This is a genomic window from Pseudomonas sp. GW822-FHT02E03, from assembly GCF_058802325.1.
In genome coordinates, this window is the sequence record NZ_JBXAOA010000039.1 from 30,814 (window position 1) to 49,814 (window position 19,001).

Genomic DNA, 19,001 nt, shown 5'->3' on the forward strand with positions numbered 1-19,001 from the left:
TTTTATTCCCGCTTCCTAATAGTTTCGTGTAATCACCATCAAGGGTCGGCAAGAACTTGGCCATGTTTACACCTCTTCCCGCACAGTCCGACTTTCCAGAAAGGCATCCAGATCCCGTTTCCAGTAGAAAACCTTTGAACCGACTTTTATATAAGGAATGGGATAACGTTTTTCGCAGCGCCAAACATTGAGAGTGTCGCTGGTGATGCCGAGATAAGCAGCCGATTCCTTATGTGGCAGACGTTCGTCTTGCATGGTCGAAAACCCTCTTTCACAAACCCCGTTGAACTTCAGTAGGGGTGGTGAAGCAAGGATATGCGCAATAAAACAAACCAGCAATACTGGGCAAAAGTTGTATTAGCCTTAGTTGTATTTTGGTGATACAAGAATTATTGGGCAAACTATTGAAAAGTCTGGCTTTAACCACTGGTCGGTATAGGGAGAGAAGCGCCGAGTGGTTAAATCGTTTTAATTCAATCTAAATATTGGTGGTGCTAGATATATAAAAGGCCCCGAAGGGCCTTTAGTTTTAGTTTAATTTAAATAGTGGCACCACGTTATCGGCGGCACTAGAATCAACAAAATCTCCCACCGCTTGCCAGCCTGCACGCAGTTGGGGCTCCAATCGTTTAATGTAATTTTTATCGTCCGTGTCGCCTTTTTTACCGCGATTCATAATTCTTTTGTAGGTGTTAACGCTCACCAATTCACTGGCAATGGACGCGAACACGGCGCGCAAGGTTTTAGGCGTAAACGTTAAACCAGTCGCGGCCACCAACTCATGTGCTGCGGCGTGCGCATCTACGTTGCTGATCGCAAATAACCGTTCACCCGGTGCCTTGCCCTCAGCCTGCCGCTGGACGATAGCCAAGGCCTGAGTGGAAAGCAGCAACGTGTGATCGGTACGGGTCTTGGTGTCACGCAGCAGCACCTTCCCCGCGACTAAATTGCAGTCAGTTACCGGCACCTGAAGTGGCTCGGCTGGCCGGGTGCCGGTCAACAGTAGGAACTTCAAATAGTCTCCTGCGGGTGACTGTATCGCGCTTAACTCCCGCCAGAATGGACCGAGGTTTTTCAGCAACTCGGTCACAGGAGTGTCGTCTGCGGCTCGCGTCTTGGGGATCACCACACGCCCTGCCTTGGCTGTTTCCAGACTAAACGGGCTGTCCTTGACCTTGACGCCATAAAAATTCAAAACGGCCTTTAGCACCTGCATCGCATAAGCCGCTTGGCGCTCACCGCGCTGAGCTTTATTGTCCGTATTCACTGCCTTGATGTCGTCGGCGCTGATTTCATGGATGGGTTTTTTCGCCAGCTTGCGCAGCAGTCCGCCCTTGGTGGGTTTGCCCTTCGCCGTCACCCGACTAGGTTTGACCATCGCCAGATAATCAGCCTTGGTGCGTGGCTTAAGCGGCAGCTTGTCGTCTTCACGGGTCTGTTGCTCGACGTACTCGGCCACGGCAGCAGCCAAGGTCAGGGGCTGCACCTTGCTGGCCCGCGCTTCCGCGTTGGGGTCCACACCAACAGCCATCTGGGCGATGATTTCTTTGGTTTTCTTACGGGCAACCTCCGGTGTAATGGCCGGGTATTTACCGATAGTCACTCTGGTGGGATTACCACCGGCCACGCGGGCAAACACACTGAAAGTTTTGACACCGCTGGCAGTAACCCGTAGCTGTAAGCCGGGTTGCCGTTCGTCGTAATAAACATCGCGCTTCTCGCCTTCAGGTAGCGGCAAACTGTCCAGCGCGCCCTTGGTGAAGCTGAATGTGGTGTCCATCGTCTGGCCTCCGGGGTTACGCCGGGGTGATGGTTTCGGTGTAACCCCGGTAATTTCAGTGTAACCCCATAAAGCCTAAGCACTTATCACATATAGGTTTATTAAGCTGTGGTAACCAGCGGTAAACAGTGCCCCCTCGGACTTGATGTCCGGTTTTTTTATGTCTGGAAATCAATCGCTTAGGCTCTAGACGCGGAACAAAAACATTCTTATTCCGATTAATTTTCATTTAAGTTTCAATAACTTAGGTTTGACACTCTTAATTACGCGGCTCAAACTCTGCCTTATAGACAGCTACTCAGGGCAGGACCCCATCATGAAAGGCGACGTTACAGTCATCCAGCATCTCAACAAGATCCTTGCCAATGAGCTGGTCGCGATCAACCAATACTTTTTGCATGCACGCATGTATGAAGATTGGGGCCTGAACAAGCTCGGCAAGCACGAGTACCACGAATCCATCGACGAGATGAAGCACGCCGACAAGCTGATCAAGCGCATCCTGTTCCTTGAAGGCCTGCCGAACGTCCAGGACCTGGGCAAGCTGAACATCGGCGAACACACCAAGGAAATGCTTGAGTGTGACTTGAAGATCGAGCGCGACGGCCATGCCGATCTGAAAGTCGCTATCGCTCATTGCGAAACTGTCGGCGACTTCGGTAGCCGTGAACTGCTCGAAGACATTCTTGAATCCGAAGAAGAACATATCGACTGGCTGGAAACCCAACTGGGCCTGATCGATAAAGTCGGTCTTGAGAACTATCTGCAGTCGCAGATGGGCGAAGAGTAAATGCTACGCCGCTAATCGCGATGCAATAAAAAGCCCCGCTCTCTTTTATAGAGGCGGGGCTTTTTAATGACCGAACTTCAGGCTCACCCTGGAACAAATGTGGGAGCGGGCTTGCTCGCGAAAACGGTAGGTCAGTCAACTTATCTGTTGAATGTCATACCGCCTTCGCGAGCAAGCCCGCTCCCACAAACAGCGAATCAGGCGTCGGTCTTGTTGGCCGCAGCAGCTTCAACAGCGGCTTTGATCGTCGCTTGCAACGAACCATCAGCAGCCATTTCAGTCATGATGTCGCTACCGCCGACCAGCTCACCACCGACCCACAGTTGCGGGAAGGTTGGCCAGTTGGCGTACTTTGGCAGGTTGGCGCGGATTTCCGGGTTCTGCAGGATGTCCACATAGGCAAACTTTTCGCCACAGGCCATTACAGCCTGAGCGGCTTTCGCGGAGAACCCACACTGTGGGGCATTCGGCGAGCCTTTCATGTAAAGCAGAATGGTGTTGTTGGCAATCTGCTCTTTAATCGTTTCGATGATATCCATGGAGCACCTCGGCTGAACTTTCCGACTCAGTGGTCGGCACGGTGGCGCATTGTAACGGAAACCCGAGCGCCATGCTCGGCCTCCCCGACAGTCATGTTCATGCCGCCGCCACGGTCACCGGCACGCCGTTCAACGCCGCATTACCCGACAACTCATCGAGCTGACATTCGTCAGTCAGGTCATTGGCGCTGGAGCCGGGTTGAGCGCTGGCAATCGTCATCTGCACACCCGGTCGCGCATGACCCCAACCGTGAGGAAGGCTGACCACACCTTTCATCATATCCAGGCTGGCGACCACTTCAACCTCGATCACCCCGACCCGCGAACTGACGCGCACTCGCTGCCCATCGTGGAGCCCGCGGCTGGCCAGGTCATCCGGGTTCATCAGCAGTTGATGGCGCGGTTTGCCCTTCACCAGACGGTGATAGTTGTGCATCCATGAGTTGTTGCTGCGCACATGGCGGCGACCGATCATCAGCAGCTCATCGGCAGCCGGTGCTTGTAGCGCCGCGAAGCGCGCCAGGTCGGCAAGGATCTCGACAGGCGCTGCCTGGACTCGCTGATTGGCGGTCTTCAGGCGTGGCGCCAGGTTGGGTTTGAGCGCGCCCAGATCGATACCGTGAGGATGATCGAACAGGGTCGCCAATGACAGTTTGTGTTCCGTTGCGTCGCCATACAGGCCCATCCGCAGCCCGCGGTCGATCATCTGCGCCGGCGCGATGGTCGGTTTAAGTTCCTTGCCGGTCCTGGCCGCAAAGGCTTTGGCCAGCCCCACGAAAATTTCCCAGTCATGCAGCGCGCCTTCGGGCTTGGCGAGGATCGCCCGGTTGAAGCGGGTGACGTTGCGCACCGCGAACATGTTGAACGTGGTGTCGTAGTGATCGTTTTCCAGCGCCGAAGTCGACGGCAGGATCAGGTCGGCATAACGCGTGGTTTCATTGATGTACAGGTCAACGCTGACCATGAACTCCAATCCGTCCAGCGCCTGCTCCAGTTGCCGGCCATTGGGCGTGGACAGCACCGGATTACCCGCCACGGTGATCAGCGCGCGGACCTGCCCTTCCCCTTCGGTGAGCATCTCTTCGGCCAGCGCCGATACCGGCAGCTCTCCCGCGTATTCCGGACGCCCGGACACGCGGCTCTGCCACCGGTTGAAATGACCGCCCGAGGTCGATGCCACCAGATCCACCGCAGGCTCGGTGCACAACGCACCGCCCACCCGGTCGAGGTTGCCGGTGACCAGATTGATCAGTTGCACCAGCCAATGGCACAGGGTGCCGAAAGCCTGGGTCGAAACCCCCATGCGCCCGTAGCAGACCGCTGTCGGCGCTGCCGCGAAGTCCCGTGCCAGTTGGCGGATCTGCTCGGCGGGCACCGCGCACAGCGGGCTCATGGCCTCGGCGGTGAACCCTGCGATCGCTTCACGCACCTCATCCAGGCCATCGACCGGCAAATGACTGTCGCGGGTCAGACTTTCAGCGAACAAGGTATTGAGCAGCCCGAACAACAGAGCCGCATCACCACCGGGACGCACGAACAGATGCTGATCAGCCATCGCCGCCGTCTCGCTGCGACGCGGATCAACCACCACCACTTTGCCGCCCCGGGCCTGAATCGCCTTGAGGCGCTTCTCCACATCCGGCACGGTCATGATGCTGCCGTTGGAGGCCAGTGGATTGCCGCCCAGGATCAGCATGAAATCGGTGTGATCGATGTCCGGGATCGGCAGCAACAAGCCGTGGCCATACATCAAATGACTGGTGAGGTGATGGGGCAACTGATCGACCGACGTCGCGGAAAACCGGTTGCGGGTTCTCAGCAGGCCGAGGAAATAATTGCTGTGGGTCATCAACCCGTAGTTGTGCACGCTGGGATTGCCCTGATAGACCGCCACCGCGTTCTGCCCGTGACGCTCCTGGATCGCCGCCAGGCGTTCGGCTACAAGGCTGAAAGCGTCTTCCCACTCCATAGGCTGCCATTCGCTGCCTGTTCGCCGCATCGGCTGACGCAGGCGATCCGGATCGTTCTGAATGTCTTGCAGGGCAACTGCTTTGGGGCAGATGTGCCCACGGCTGAAAGTGTCCTGTGGATCACCCTTGATCGAGGTGATCTGTACGCCGCCTTCGACCTCGGTGGTTTCGATGGTCAGGCCGCAGATGGCTTCACACAGGTGGCACGCACGGTGATGGAGAGTCTTGGTCATGGCCAGTCTCTGTTTTGTTCTGGGCGGGCAAGATCGGCCGCGGGAACAAAACTATGGCGCGCGACTCACCCCTTGGCCAGCGACGTTCGTCTTGTGAATCGGCGGCCATCAGGCCAGCCAATGGCAGCAAGGGATCAGTTCGACGGCAGACTCGGCGGCGCCTGCAACTGGATCTCCTCGATGGTTTCGATCTGCTCATGGGCAACATGCACGCCGGTGAGCTCGCCGATCAGTCGCCAATGTTCGTCGAGCCCGGCGCTGATGGTGGCCATGCGGTCAATCATGCGCCGGCCAGCCGCTTTCGTGACTTCGTCTTCACTGCGCAACAACTCGAAAGACATCGAGGTCATGGAAGCGGTGAGGTGAGTCAGAGAGCGGGCCGTAAGCCCGAGTAATTCCATTAACAGCTGTTCTTTCGATTCCATTCCAGATGGCTTCCTGCGTCGCTCGTGCCTTAGTTATAACGCAGCACTTTGCTTTAGCAAATGTTTCGGACAAGACACATTGCCCGCCAAAGGTCCGAATGACAGGTCAAAAACCGACCGCCAGCGTGTCGCCCGCGTCCTGTTTGATTGCCAAGTCCGGCGAGCGCGGTGTACAAATGGTTAGCTGCTGTCAGGAAACAGGCTTCAAAAGCGCTACTGCGGTCACCCGTAGCCCCTCTGAAATCCCCTAAACACCGTAGCCCATTGGAAAAACGCGACATTTAATGTCAATATCGCGCCTCCCCCTATTTCGTCGCCCCGTGCGGCTTACGCCGCAGGTCTCGCCCGTTTTTCAGTTAAACAAGGCTTTGAGTATCTGCGGTCTGTTGCAAAAAGGTAGTCAATGATGAGCGCAAGGCACTTTCTCTCCCTGATGGATTGCACGCCCGAAGAGCTGGTCAGCGTGATCCGTCGAGGCGTTGAGCTCAAGGACCTGCGTAACCGCGGCGTACTGTTCGAGCCTTTGAAAAACCGCGTCCTGGGGATGATTTTCGAGAAGTCCTCGACCCGCACACGCATCTCGTTCGAAGCCGGCATGATCCAGCTCGGCGGCCAGGCGATCTTCCTGTCGCCACGCGACACCCAATTGGGTCGAGGCGAGCCGATCGGCGACTGCGCCATCGTCATGTCGAGCATGCTCGATGCGGTGATGATCCGTACCTTTGCCCACAGTACCCTGACCGAATTCGCCGCCAATTCCCGCGTGCCGGTGATCAATGGCCTGTCCGATGACCTGCACCCCTGCCAATTGCTGGCCGACATGCAAACCTTCCTCGAACACCGTGGTTCGATTCAAGGCAAGACCGTGGCCTGGATCGGCGATGGCAACAACATGTGCAACAGCTATATAGAAGCGGCGATCCAGTTCGACTTCCAGTTGCGCATAGCCTGCCCGGAAGGTTACGAACCCAACCCTGAGTTCGTGGCTAAAGCCGGCGATCGGGTGACCATCGTCCGCGACCCGCAGGAAGCCGTGCGCGGTGCGCACCTGGTGAGCACCGACGTCTGGACCTCCATGGGCCAGGAAGAGGAAACCGCCAAGCGCCTGAAGTTGTTCGCACCGTTCCAGGTCAACCGTGCCCTGCTCGACCTGGCCGCGCCGGACGTGCTGTTCATGCATTGCCTGCCGGCCCACCGTGGCGAGGAAATCAGCCTCGACCTGCTCGACGACTCGCGCTCGGTGGCCTGGGATCAAGCCGAAAACCGTCTTCACGCACAAAAGGCCTTGCTCGAATTCCTCGTCCCGCCTTCGTACCACCACGCATGAGCCAGACCTTACTGCTGAACCTGCGCAATCTGGCCTGCGGTTACCAAAACCAGCGGGTCGTGCAGAACCTCAACCTGCATTTGAATGCTGGGGATATCGGTTGCCTGCTGGGGTCTTCGGGCTGCGGCAAAACCACCACCCTGCGGGCGATTGCCGGTTTTGAACCGGTGCATGAAGGTGAAATCCAGTTGGCGGGCGAGACCATCTCCAGCGCCGGCTTCACCCTTGCCCCGGAGAAGCGCCGGATCGGCATGGTGTTTCAGGATTACGCACTGTTTCCGCATTTGAGTGTGGCCGAGAACATCGCTTTCGGGATCCGCAAGCACCCGCAAAAGGATCGCATCACCGAAGAGCTGCTCGAACTGGTCAACCTGAAAAACCTCGGCAAGCGCTTCCCCCATGAACTGTCCGGTGGCCAGCAGCAACGTGTCGCCCTCGCCCGCGCCCTGGCGCCGGAACCGCAACTGCTGTTGCTCGACGAACCGTTCTCTAACCTGGACGGCGAATTGCGACGCAAGCTCAGTCATGAAGTACGCGCCATTCTCAAGGCGCGCGGCACCAGTGCAATCCTGGTGACCCACGATCAGGAAGAAGCCTTCGCGGTCAGTGACCACGTGGGCGTTTTCAAGGAAGGTCGCCTGGAGCAGTGGGACACGCCCTACAACCTCTATCACGAACCCCTGACACCATTCGTGGCCAGTTTCATTGGCCAGGGTTACTTCATTCGCGGCCAGTTAAGCAGCCCGGAATCGGTGCAGACCGAGTTGGGTGAATTACGCGGCAACCGTGCCTACACCTGGCCGATCGGATGCGCCGTGGACGTGTTGTTGCGTCCGGACGATATCGTCTATGCGCCGGACAGCCCACTGAGGGCGCAGATTGTTGGCAAGAGCTTCCAAGGGGCATCGACTCTGTACCGCTTGCAGTTGTCTACGGGCGCGCAACTGGAGTCGATTTTCCCGAGTCATGCCGATCATCTGGTCGGTGCTGAAGTAGGCATTCGGGTGGCGGCTGAACACTTGGTGCTGTTCCAGGCCTCCGGCAGCACGGCGGCGCAGATTCCGGTAATCGAATCCGGTGTTCGGCGGTACAGCACCGCCAGCTGAACAACGCGAACACATGTGGGAGCGGGCTTGCTCGCGAAGGGGCCATAACATTCAACATCATTGTTGACTGTTACACCGCTTTCGCGAGCAAGCCCGCTCCCACATTGGATTTTGGTTAACCCAACATTAGTGTTCCGCTCGCAACCAGCGTTGCATTACCGCCAATACTCACTCGATCCCCTTCCAACTGGCAGAACAACTCCCCGCCTCGCGCCGAACACTGATAAGCCGTCAGATTCGACTTGTTCAAGCGTTCCGACCAATACGGAATCAGGCTGCAATGGGTCGACCCGGTCACCGGGTCTTCGTTGATACCGATTGCTGGCGCAAAGTACCGCGATACAAAATCATGCGTGTTGCCCTTGGCCGTCACAATGGCGCCTGGCCACGGCAGTTTTGCCAGCGCAACCATGTCCGGCTGACAATCGAGCACGGCTTGCTCGGACTCCAGTACCACGAACAATTCTTTGGAACCCAACACATCGACTGCTTTCACACCCAAGGCGTGCTCGACATCCAGGGTCACGCCCACTTCTGTCGGCACGATGGCCGGGAAATCCAGCCACAAGCGCGCGCCCTCACGGCTGACACTCAGCGGGCCGGACTTGCAGATGAAGTCCAGTCGCTCGACCGGTTCCTTATAGATTTCGAACAGAACATAGGCGCTGGCCAGGGTCGCATGGCCGCATAACGGGACTTCGGTGGTGGGAGTAAACCAGCGGATGTGCCAGACAGGACCCTCACGCACCAGAAACGCGGTTTCGGCGAGGTTGTGTTCGGCAGCGATTTTTTGCATCAACTCATCGTCGAGCCAGGTATCGAGCCGGTACACCATCGCCGGGTTGCCACTGAACGGCCGATCACTGAACGCGTCCACCTGATGAAACTCTAGCTGCATGCCACTTCTCCCTTTTTCAGGTCGACGAGCATGGAGCCACGAAGAACCCTTCACCAGTGACAGAGCGAATCAATTTTCACCATACAGCGCCGGGCTGAACGCCCAAGGCCTTCTGCTCAGGCGCGACCGATATCGGCGAACTTCGCCTGGGTGTGTTCGGCCAATACGGCGGGCGCCAGTTCCACTTCCAGTCCACGCCGTCCGGCGCTGACGAAGATGCTGGAAAATGGCTGAGCCGAATGATCGATAAAGGTACGCAGGCGCTTCTTCTGCCCGAGCGGACTGATGCCGCCTAACAGATAACCTGTCGACCGCTGTGCAGCCGCGGGATCGGCCATTTCGACTTTCTTCACACCAGCGGCCTGCGCCAGCGCCTTCAAGTCCAGACTTCCGACGACCGGCACCACCGCCACCAACAATTCCCCCTTTTCGCTGGCCGCCAGCAATGTCTTGAACACCTGCGCCGGGTCCAACCCCAGTTTTTCCGCGGCCTCCAGACCATAGGACGCTGCCTTCGGATCATGTTCGTAACTGTGCACGCGATGTTCGGCACGAACTTTTTTCAACAAATCCAATGCGGGTGTCATGGCAACTCCAGACTTGGCGGCAGAAGAAAAAATACTGCGCAGGATTCTAGGTCATTGATCGATAAAAGGCTCTATTACAACGCTATTTCAAAAGCCTGGCCGGGCGTCTGTGCCGTTCGTCCACGGTCGGCCTGCCTGATGAACGATGCGGTCATTCACGTGACTAATAGTTGAAATGTGACCAACAGTTCACTTTCGACCTTTGACAGCAGCGTTTCTTGTCTATATTTTTTCGAATCTGAATACTGTACGAATGTCTCACCGCAGCACCCAGCAGTAAGCCGAGCACAGGATGGGGATCCTGCCTCGGTGAAAATCGCGCTTTGACCTTGATGAAAAAGCGCCAGACAACAACAAAAAAGAGGTTTTCAATGACAACTGCTTTACAACAACCGTCGCTCTCGAGCCAATGCATGGCCGAGTTTCTGGGTACTGCACTGCTCATCTTTTTCGGTACCGGCTGCGTTGCCGCGCTCAAGGTGGCGGGTGCCAGCTTCGGGCTGTGGGAAATCAGCATCATCTGGGGGGGTGGCGTCAGCATGGCGATCTACCTCACCGCCGGCGTTTCCGGTGCGCACCTCAATCCTGCGGTGAGTATCGCGCTGAGCATTTTCGCTGACTTCGAAAAGCGCAAACTGCCTTTCTATATCTTCTCCCAGGTGGCCGGTGCCTTCTGCGGGGCCTTGTTGGTTTACACGCTGTACAGCAACCTTTTCTTCGATTTCGAACAAACTCACCAAATGGTTCGTGGCACCCAGGCCAGCCTTGAATTGGCTTCGGTGTTCTCCACTTTCCCAAATCCTGCCCTGACCACTGCCCAGGCCTTTTTGGTTGAAGTGATCATCACCGCCATATTGATGGGCGTGATCATGTCGTTGACCGATGACAACAACGGTCTGCCCAAAGGGCCGCTGGCGCCGTTGCTGATCGGCCTGCTGATTGCCGTGATTGGTAGCTCGATGGGCCCGCTGACCGGTTTCGCGATGAACCCGGCCCGAGACTTCGGTCCTAAACTGATGACTTTCTTCGCCGGCTGGGGTGAAATTTCCTTAACTGGCGGGCGCGATATCCCGTACTTCCTGATCCCGATTTTTGCACCGATTGTCGGTGCCTGCCTCGGTGCTGCAGCTTATCGCGGGCTGATTGCCCGTCATCTGCCCAGCGCCATACCTGCTACAAAGGATGCAGTACCGGCCATTGACGGCAAACCAAGAACGTCTTGAAACCGTTGGCGCGTGATCCTGCCCATGTGGTCCCGCGCCTGACCTCACTTCCTAATTTTCGTCCAAGGCAATCGACATGACCGACATACAGAATAAGAACTACATCATTGCCCTCGATCAGGGTACGACCAGCTCCCGCGCGATCATTTTCGACCGTGACGCGAACGTGGTCTGCACCGCCCAGCGCGAATTCGCGCAGCATTACCCGCAAGCCGGTTGGGTCGAACATGACCCGATGGAAATTTTCGCCACCCAGAGCGCCGTGATGGTCGAGGCCCTGGCTCAAGCCGGCCTGCATCACGATCAGGTCGCAGCCATCGGCATCACCAACCAGCGCGAAACCACCGTGGTCTGGGACAAGACCACCGGCCGCCCGATCTACAACGCGATCGTCTGGCAGTGCCGGCGCAGCACCGAAATCTGCCAACAGCTCAAGCGCGATGGCCACGAGCAATACATCAGCGACACCACTGGGCTGGTCACCGACCCGTACTTCTCTGGCACCAAGCTCAAGTGGATCCTCGACAACGTCGAAGGCAGCCGTGAACGTGCGCGCAAGGGTGAACTGCTGTTCGGCACCGTCGACAGCTGGCTGATCTGGAAATTTACCGGCGGTAAAGTACACGTCACCGACTACACCAACGCCTCGCGCACCATGCTCTTCAACATCCACACGCTGGAGTGGGACGCGAAGATGCTGGAGGTCCTCGACATCCCGCGCGAGATGCTGCCGGAAGTTAAATCCTCGTCCGAGATCTACGGCCACACCAAAAGTGGCATCGCCATTGGCGGTATCGCCGGCGACCAGCAGGCGGCCCTCTTCGGCCAGATGTGCGTCGAGCCAGGCCAGGCGAAAAATACCTATGGCACCGGTTGCTTCCTGCTGATGAACACCGGCGACAAAGCCGTGAAATCCAAACACGGCATGCTCACCACCATCGCTTGCGGCCCGCGTGGCGAAGTGGCCTACGCCCTGGAAGGCGCGGTGTTCAACGGTGGCTCCACCGTGCAGTGGCTGCGTGACGAGTTGAAAATCATCAACGACGCCCACGACACCGAATACTTTGCCAACAAGGTCAAGGACAGCAACGGTGTGTATCTGGTGCCAGCCTTCACCGGCCTGGGTGCTCCCTACTGGGACCCGTATGCCCGTGGCGCATTGTTCGGCCTGACTCGCGGCGTACGCGTGGATCACATCATTCGTGCCGCGCTGGAGTCGATTGCCTACCAGACCCGCGACGTCCTGGACGCCATGCAGCAGGATTCCGGCGAACGCCTCAAGTCCCTGCGCGTGGACGGCGGCGCAGTCGCGAACAACTTCCTGATGCAATTCCAGGCCGACATCCTCGGCACTCAGGTCGAGCGTCCGCAAATGCGCGAAACCACAGCGTTGGGCGCGGCTTACCTGGCGGGCCTGGCGTGTGGCTTCTGGGGCAGCCTGGACGAGTTGCGCGGCAAGGCAGTGATCGAGCGCGAGTTCGAACCGACGCTGGACGAAACCGCGAAGGAAAAACTCTACGCCGGCTGGAAAAAAGCCGTCAGCCGCACTCGTGATTGGGAACCGCATGAGGGTGCTGAATAAGCCAAGGTCGGGTTCTAACTGGTAGGGAGCAGATTCCTGCGGCATCATGGGCAAATTTTGCACGGCAGCCCAAAGGAAGCCCCATGAATCTGCCTCCCCGTCAGCAGCAAATCCTCGAACTGGTCCGCGAGCGCGGCTATGTCAGCATCGAGGAAATGGCCCAGCTGTTCGTCGTTACACCGCAAACCATCCGCCGCGATATCAATCAACTGGCGGAAGTCAATCTGTTGCGTCGCTACCACGGCGGCGCAGCCTACGACTCCAGCGTCGAAAACACTGCCTACGCCATGCGCGCCGACCAGATGCGCGATGAAAAGCAGCGTATCGGCGAAGCCATTGCCGCTCAGATTCCCGATCACGCCTCGCTGTTCATCAATATCGGCACCACCACCGAATCCATCGCTCGGGCGCTGCTCAACCACAACCACCTGAAGATCATCACCAACAACCTGCATGTGGCCTCGATGCTCAGCGCCAAGGACGATTTCGACGTGCTGCTGACCGGTGGCAACGTGCGGCGTGACGGTGGCGTAGTGGGTCAGGCGAGTGTCGACTTCATTAACCAGTTCAAGGTCGACTTCGCCTTGGTCGGCATCAGCGGCATCGATGAAGATGGCAGCTTGCTGGATTTCGATTATCAGGAAGTGCGGGTGTCCCAGGCGATCATCGCCAACGCCCGGCAGGTAATCCTCGCGGCGGACTCCAGCAAATTCGGGCGCAATGCCATGATTCGCCTGGGGCCGATAAGCCTGATCGATTGCCTGGTCACCGATCAGCAGCCTTCGCCAGCCTTGGCGCAGCTGTTGAGCCAGCACAAGATTCGGTTGGAAGTGGTTTAACCCCCCCACATTTTCGTCGTCTGTACCGACGCCATCGCGGGCAAGCCCGCTCCCACAGGGTCTGCATATAACCTGTGGGAGCGGGCTTGCCCGCGATGGCGACAGGCCACACAACACACCTCTTGCGCCCAATCGCGCGTCTAAATGTTCGTAAATTTTCCTTTAACCGCCCTTCGATCAGTATTTTCAATCGAAGTTGACTGGCTGTGCGCGTCTTTATGGGCTAGTATTTTCGTAAATGAACATTAATGTTCGAATTCAAATATAGAAAATCAAAGCCCGAGGCCAGCCGATGCCCACTTCTACCTTGCCTACGCCCCCTCTCGCCGAGGTTTACGATATCGCCGTCATCGGTGGTGGGATCAATGGCGTGGGGATCGCAGCGGATGCCGCCGGTCGCGGTCTTTCGGTGTTCCTTTGCGAAAAGGATGACCTGGCCAGCCACACTTCGTCCGCCAGCAGCAAGCTGATCCACGGCGGCCTGCGCTACCTCGAACATTACGAATTTCGCTTGGTGCGCGAAGCCCTCGCCGAGCGCGAAGTGCTGCTGGCCAAGGCGCCGCACATCGTCAAGCAGATGCGTTTCGTGCTGCCGCACCGCCCGCACCTGCGTCCGGCCTGGATGATCCGCGCCGGCCTGTTCCTTTATGACAACCTGGGCAAACGGGAAAAACTCGAAGGTTCGAAAAGCCTGAAGTTCGGCCCGGACAGTGCACTGAAAAGCGAAATCACCAAAGGCTTCGAATATTCCGATTGCTGGGTCGATGACGCACGCCTGGTCGTACTAAACGCCATGGCCGCCCGCGAGAAAGGCGCTCACGTTCACACCCAGACCCGCTGCGTCAGTGCTCGTCGCACCAAAGGTCTGTGGCATCTGAACCTGGAACGCGCCGATGGCAGCCTGTTTTCGATCCGCGCCAAAGCGCTGGTGAATGCAGCCGGCCCGTGGGTCGCCAAGTTCATCCGTGATGACCTGAAGATGGAATCGCCGTACGGCATCCGTCTGATCCAGGGCAGCCACCTGATCGTGCCGAAACTGTATGAAGGCGAACACGCGCACATTCTGCAAAACGAAGATCAGCGCATCGTGTTCACCATTCCGTACCTGAACCACTTCACCCTGATCGGCACTACCGACCGCGAGTACACCGGTGACCCGGCCGCAGTTGCAATCACCGAAGGCGAAACCGATTACCTGCTCAAAGTGGTCAACGCCCACTTCAAGAAGCAAATCAGTCGCGACGATATCCTGCACAGCTATTCCGGTGTTCGCCCGCTGTGCAACGACGAATCCGACAACCCGTCGGCCGTCACCCGCGATTACACATTGGCGTTGTCGGGCAGTGCCGAAGAAGCGCCGCTGCTGTCGGTGTTCGGCGGCAAACTGACGACTTACCGCAAACTGGCGGAATCGGCGCTGGCGCAACTGGCCCCGTACTTCGCGCACATCAAGCCGAGCTGGACTGCCAGCGCCACCCTGCCCGGCGGCGAAGACATGACCACCCCGCAGGCCTTGAGCTCGCGCATCCGCGACAAGTTCGACTGGGTGCCCACCGAAATCGCCCGACGCTGGGCCACCACGTATGGCAGCCGCACCTGGCGCATGCTCGAAGGTGTGGAAAGCCTTAATGATCTGGGCGAACACATCGGCGGCGGTCTCTACACTCGCGAAGTTGATTACCTGTGCAGCGAAGAATGGGCGACCACCGCCCACGACATTCTGTGGCGCCGCACAAAGCTTGGGCTGTTCACTACCCCGGCGGAACAGCAAAAGCTCGAAGATTACCTGAACAAGGTCGAACAGAACCGCAGCAAGATCGAAGCGGCCTGATCGGGAATCCGGTTAAAACCAAGCCCCTGAATCTCATGATTCAGGGGCTTTTTGCATTCCGAATACACCTCGCCCCCTGTGGGAGCCGGGCTTGCCCGCGATGACGCCAGCACAGGCAATAATAATGTCGACCGACATACCGCTTTCGCGGGCAAGCCCGCTCCCACAGGGTTTGAGTAAAAGCCAAGATTCCATTCGGTTTTCCGAACGCGACTTGCCAGTCGATTCGGTAAACCGGATCGCCCAATAGAAAATTCAACGCCATAAATATTTAATAGCCTTATAAATCAATAACTTGATCTATATCGCCTGGCCTGGCACGAGTCATGCTCTACACTCTTGGACGAATGTTCGTTGCGCCACCCCTTCAGGAGCCGGCAAGCATTCGAAGCACCAAAAAGGGCCGATGAACTGGCTCCATATAAAAACAATGTCGAGGAAAATTTGATGCGCATCGTTCCCCATATCCTGGGCGCAGCCATTGCTGCCGCTCTGATTAGCACTCCAGTTTTCGCCGCCGAACTCACCGGCACACTGAAGAAGATCAAAGAGTCCGGCACCATCACCCTCGGGCATCGTGACGCTTCCATTCCGTTTTCCTACATCGCGGACGCTTCCGGCAAACCGGTTGGCTACTCCCACGATATCCAGCTGAAAATCGTCGAAGCCATCAAGAAAGACCTGGACATGCCCAACCTCCAGGTCAAATACAACCTGGTGACCTCCCAAACCCGTATCCCGCTGGTGCAGAACGGCACCGTGGACGTCGAGTGCGGCTCCACCACCAACAACGTCGAACGTCAGCAGCAAGTTGACTTCTCCGTCGGCATCTTCGAAATCGGCACCAAGCTGCTGTCCAAGAAAGATTCCGCATACAAAGACTTCGCCGACCTCAAAGGCAAGAACGTCGTGACCACCGCCGGCACCACGTCCGAGCGCATCCTCAAGTCGATGAACGCCGACAAGCAGATGGGCATGAACGTGATCTCCGCCAAAGACCATGGCGAGTCCTTCCAGATGCTGGAAACCGGCCGTGCCGTGGCTTTCATGATGGACGACGCCTTGCTGGCCGGTGAAATGGCCAAGGCCAAGAAGCCGACCGACTGGGCCGTGACCGGGACTGCGCAGTCCAATGAGATTTACGGCTGCATGGTTCGCAAAGGCGACGCGCCGTTCAAGAAAGCTGTCGACGACGCCATCATCGCGACCTACAAGTCCGGCGAGATCAACAAGATCTACGAAAAATGGTTCATGCAGCCAATTCCGCCAAAAGGCCTGAACCTGATGTTCCCGATGAGCGAAGAGCTCAAGGCCCTGATCGCCAATCCGACCGACAAAGCGGCTGACGAAAAGAAATCCTGATTTCTGACTAACCTTATCCCCTGAGAGAGCCTTTGCCCTTTCAGGGGTTGTCACTCCCTGCTGGCATTTTCTGGAAACACTCGAACCGGTGGCTGTCGAGCCGCTCGTGTGTGCCTGATCTTCAAGATCGGGCGGGAACGGAGCTTCCCCAGGCGGGCATTTGTACATCGAACGAATCCGAGGGGAGACCCTAATGAATTACAACTGGGACTGGGGCGTGTTCTTCAAGTCCACCGGCGTGGGCAGCGAGATTTATTTCGACTGGTACCTCTCCGGTTTGGGCTGGACCATCGCCATTGCTGTCGCAGCCTGGATCATCGCGCTGCTGCTGGGCTCGATTCTGGGCGTCATGCGCACGGTACCGAATCGCATCGTATCGGGCATCGCGACCTGCTACGTCGAACTCTTCCGTAACGTGCCGCTGCTGGTTCAGCTGTTCATCTGGTACTTCCTGGTGCCCGACCTGCTGCCTGCGGACATCCAGGAGTGGTACAAGCAGGATCTCAACCCCACCACTTCGGCGTTCCTCAGCGTCGTCGTGTGCCTTGGCCTGTTCACCACCGCTCGCGTTTGCGAACAAGTGCGCACCGGTATCCAGGCGCTGCCCCGCGGCCAGGAAGCCGCCGCTCGCGCCATGGGTTTCAAGCTGCCGCAGATCTACTGGAACGTGCTGCTGCCCCAGGCTTACCGCATCATCATTCCGCCGCTTACCTCGGAATTTTTGAACGTATTCAAGAACTCCTCCGTGGCATCGCTGATCGGCCTGATGGAACTGCTCGCGCAGACCAAACAGACCGCCGAGTTCTCCGCCAACCTGTTCGAAGCCTTCACCCTGGCAACGCTGATCTACTTCACGCTGAACATGAGCCTGATGCTGCTGATGCGTTCGGTCGAGAAGAAAGTCGCCGTACCGGGCCTGATTTCCGTAGGGGGTAAATGATGGAATTCGACTTCTCGGGCATCATTCCGTCCCTTCCGGGTTTGTGGAACGGCATGATCATGACCCTCAAGCTGATGGCGCTGGGCGTGATCGGCGGGATCATCCTCGGCACGATCCTGGCGCTGATGCGCCTGTCCCACAACAAACTGCTGTCGAACATCGCCGGCGCCTACGTTAACTACTTCCGCTCGATCCCGTTGCTGCTGGTCATCACCTGGTTCTACCTGGCGGTGCCGTTTGTATTACGCTGGATTACCGGCGAAGACACCCCGATCGGCGCGTTCGCCTCGTGCATCGTGGCCTTCATGATGTTCGAAGCCGCGTATTTCTGCGAAATCGTCCGGGCTGGCGTGCAGTCGATCCCCAAGGGCCAGATGGGCGCTGCCCAGGCGTTGGGCATGGAATACGGCCAGATGATGCGACTGATCATCCTGCCGCAAGCGTTTCGCAAGATGACCCCGTTGCTGCTGCAACAGAGCATCATCCTGTTCCAGGACACCTCGCTGGTTTACGCGGTGGGCCTGGTGGACTTCCTCAATGCCTCCCGTGCCAGTGGCGACATCATCGGTCGCTCCAATGAGTTCCTGATCTTCGCAGGTCTCACGTACTTCACAATCAGCTTTGCCGCCTCGCTGCTGGTCAAGCGTCTGCAAAAAAGGTTTGCCGTATGATCTCTATCAAGAATGTCAACAAGTGGTATGGCGACTTCCAGGTACTGACTGACTGCAGCACCGAGGTCAAAAAAGGCGAAGTGATTGTGGTGTGCGGGCCGTCCGGCTCCGGCAAATCCACCCTGATCAAATGCGTCAACGCCCTGGAACCGTTCCAGAAAGGCGACGTGATCGTCGATGGCACATCCATCGCCGACCCGAAGACCAACCTGCCCAAACTGCGTTCGCGCGTGGGCATGGTGTTCCAGCATTTCGAACTGTTCCCGCACCTGAGCATCATGGACAACCTGACCATCGCACAGGTCAAGGTGTTGGGTCGCAGCAAGGAAGAGGCATCCAAGAAAGCCCTGCAACTGCTCGAACGCGTCGGCCTCTCCGCCCATGCCAAAAAGCATCCGGGCCAACTCTCCGGTGGTCAGCAACAGCGTGTGGCGATTGCCCGTGCGCTGGCGATGGACCCGATCGTCATGCTGTTCGACGAACCGACCTCGGCGCTGGACCCGGAAATGGTCAACGAAGTACTCGACGTGATGGTGCAACTGGCCCACGAAGGCATGACCATGATGTGCGTGACCCATGAAATGGGCTTTGCGCGCAAAGTGGCCGACCGGGTGATCTTCATGGACCAGGGCAAGATCATCGAAGACTGCAAGAAAGAAGAGTTCTTCGGCGACATCACCGCCCGCTCCGACCGCGCGCAGCATTTCCTCGAGAAGATTCTGCAGCACTAAGAAAGGCACCGCTCCCCAACTGATGGGGGAGCGGACTTGTGTGGGCGTGAACCGCTTTTCGTAGGAGCCAGGCTTGCCGGCGAAAGCGCACTTAAGGACGCCTTCGCCGGCAAGCCTGGCTCCTACAAGTCTCGGCCGAATCGGCGGGTTTTTTTTAGCCAAATTTC

18 protein-coding genes are annotated in these 19,001 nt (G+C 57.6%); 11 read left to right on the forward strand and 7 right to left on the reverse strand.

Annotation, left to right across the window (positions count from 1 at the left end):
* Window positions 1–66: 66 nt before the first annotated feature.
* Window positions 67–255, reverse strand: coding sequence for a helix-turn-helix domain-containing protein (locus tag AC1RQB_RS22580; protein ID WP_063341397.1), 189 nt, complete (start codon window positions 253–255; stop codon window positions 67–69).
* A 274-nt stretch (window positions 256–529) separates the two neighbouring features.
* Window positions 530–1,780, reverse strand: a complete 1,251-nt coding sequence (locus AC1RQB_RS22585; protein ID WP_063341398.1) for a tyrosine-type recombinase/integrase — start codon at window positions 1,778–1,780, stop codon at window positions 530–532.
* Window positions 1,781–2,096: 316 nt separating this feature from the next.
* On the opposite strand from AC1RQB_RS22585, the gene bfr reads away from it, so the two are divergent.
* Window positions 2,097–2,570 carry a bacterioferritin gene (gene bfr, locus AC1RQB_RS22590; protein WP_063341399.1) on the forward strand — a complete coding sequence of 158 codons (474 nt, stop codon included), beginning with the start codon at window positions 2,097–2,099 and terminating at the stop codon, window positions 2,568–2,570.
* 197 nt (window positions 2,571–2,767) lie between these two features.
* On the opposite strand, the gene grxD is transcribed toward bfr, so the two are convergent.
* From grxD to plzR, 3 genes are all read right to left on the reverse strand, one after another.
* On the reverse strand, window positions 2,768–3,109 hold the full coding sequence (gene grxD, locus AC1RQB_RS22595; RefSeq protein ID WP_007898513.1) for a Grx4 family monothiol glutaredoxin: 342 nt from the start codon (window positions 3,107–3,109) through the stop codon (window positions 2,768–2,770).
* A 97-nt stretch (window positions 3,110–3,206) separates the two neighbouring features.
* Window positions 3,207–5,312: a molybdopterin oxidoreductase family protein gene (locus AC1RQB_RS22600; protein ID WP_063341400.1), complete on the reverse strand. Its 2,106-nt coding sequence runs from the start codon at window positions 5,310–5,312 to the stop codon at window positions 3,207–3,209.
* Window positions 5,313–5,446: 134 nt separating this feature from the next.
* Window positions 5,447–5,737: a PlzR type 4 pili assembly inhibitor gene (gene plzR, locus AC1RQB_RS22605; protein ID WP_008069494.1), complete on the reverse strand. Its 291-nt coding sequence runs from the start codon at window positions 5,735–5,737 to the stop codon at window positions 5,447–5,449.
* A 406-nt stretch (window positions 5,738–6,143) separates the two neighbouring features.
* Here plzR and argF point away from each other — a divergent pair, with 406 nt between their 5' ends.
* The gene (gene argF / locus AC1RQB_RS22610) at window positions 6,144–7,064 is read left to right on the forward strand and encodes an ornithine carbamoyltransferase (protein ID WP_032830187.1); all 921 of its coding nucleotides are present in this window, start codon (window positions 6,144–6,146) and stop codon (window positions 7,062–7,064) included.
* The gene (locus AC1RQB_RS22615; RefSeq protein ID WP_008069492.1) at window positions 7,061–8,170 is read left to right on the forward strand and encodes an ABC transporter ATP-binding protein; all 1,110 of its coding nucleotides are present in this window, start codon (window positions 7,061–7,063) and stop codon (window positions 8,168–8,170) included. The genes argF and AC1RQB_RS22615 overlap by 4 nt, the downstream gene beginning before the upstream one ends.
* A 115-nt stretch (window positions 8,171–8,285) precedes the next feature.
* Here AC1RQB_RS22615 and AC1RQB_RS22620 read toward each other — a convergent pair whose 3' ends face one another.
* Entirely contained in the window at window positions 8,286–9,068 is a 783-nt protein-coding gene (locus tag AC1RQB_RS22620; protein WP_063341401.1) for a PhzF family phenazine biosynthesis protein, read from the reverse strand.
* Window positions 9,069–9,184: 116 nt separating this feature from the next.
* The gene (ybaK, locus tag AC1RQB_RS22625; protein ID WP_007938929.1) at window positions 9,185–9,655 is read right to left on the reverse strand and encodes a Cys-tRNA(Pro) deacylase; all 471 of its coding nucleotides are present in this window, start codon (window positions 9,653–9,655) and stop codon (window positions 9,185–9,187) included.
* A gap of 371 nt (window positions 9,656–10,026) precedes the next feature.
* On the opposite strand from ybaK, the gene AC1RQB_RS22630 reads away from it, so the two are divergent.
* The 8 genes from AC1RQB_RS22630 (at window position 10,027) to AC1RQB_RS22665 (ending at window position 18,834) form a co-directional block, all read left to right on the forward strand.
* Window positions 10,027–10,878 (forward strand): MIP/aquaporin family protein, encoded by an 852-nt coding sequence (locus AC1RQB_RS22630; protein ID WP_063341402.1) that lies wholly within the window; start codon window positions 10,027–10,029, stop codon window positions 10,876–10,878.
* Window positions 10,879–10,954: 76 nt separating this feature from the next.
* A complete protein-coding gene (gene glpK / locus AC1RQB_RS22635) occupies window positions 10,955–12,460 on the forward strand; it encodes a glycerol kinase GlpK (protein WP_008009318.1) in 1,506 nt (501 codons plus the stop codon).
* Between the two features lie 83 nt (window positions 12,461–12,543).
* Window positions 12,544–13,299, forward strand: a complete 756-nt coding sequence (locus AC1RQB_RS22640) for a DeoR/GlpR family transcriptional regulator (protein WP_007898523.1) — start codon at window positions 12,544–12,546, stop codon at window positions 13,297–13,299.
* A gap of 292 nt (window positions 13,300–13,591) precedes the next feature.
* A complete protein-coding gene (gene glpD, locus AC1RQB_RS22645; protein WP_008069481.1) occupies window positions 13,592–15,130 on the forward strand; it encodes a glycerol-3-phosphate dehydrogenase in 1,539 nt (512 codons plus the stop codon).
* Between the two features lie 447 nt (window positions 15,131–15,577).
* Window positions 15,578–16,492 (forward strand): glutamate/aspartate ABC transporter substrate-binding protein, encoded by a 915-nt coding sequence (locus tag AC1RQB_RS22650; protein ID WP_063341404.1) that lies wholly within the window; start codon window positions 15,578–15,580, stop codon window positions 16,490–16,492.
* A 193-nt stretch (window positions 16,493–16,685) separates the two neighbouring features.
* A complete protein-coding gene (locus AC1RQB_RS22655; RefSeq protein WP_008069477.1) occupies window positions 16,686–17,432 on the forward strand; it encodes an amino acid ABC transporter permease in 747 nt (248 codons plus the stop codon).
* Window positions 17,432–18,103 (forward strand): amino acid ABC transporter permease, encoded by a 672-nt coding sequence (locus tag AC1RQB_RS22660; RefSeq protein WP_063341405.1) that lies wholly within the window; start codon window positions 17,432–17,434, stop codon window positions 18,101–18,103. Before AC1RQB_RS22655 ends, AC1RQB_RS22660 begins: the two co-directional genes overlap by 1 nt.
* Window positions 18,100–18,834: an amino acid ABC transporter ATP-binding protein gene (locus AC1RQB_RS22665; RefSeq protein WP_008069475.1), complete on the forward strand. Its 735-nt coding sequence runs from the start codon at window positions 18,100–18,102 to the stop codon at window positions 18,832–18,834. Before AC1RQB_RS22660 ends, AC1RQB_RS22665 begins: the two co-directional genes overlap by 4 nt.
* Window positions 18,835–19,001: the final 167 nt, after the last annotated feature.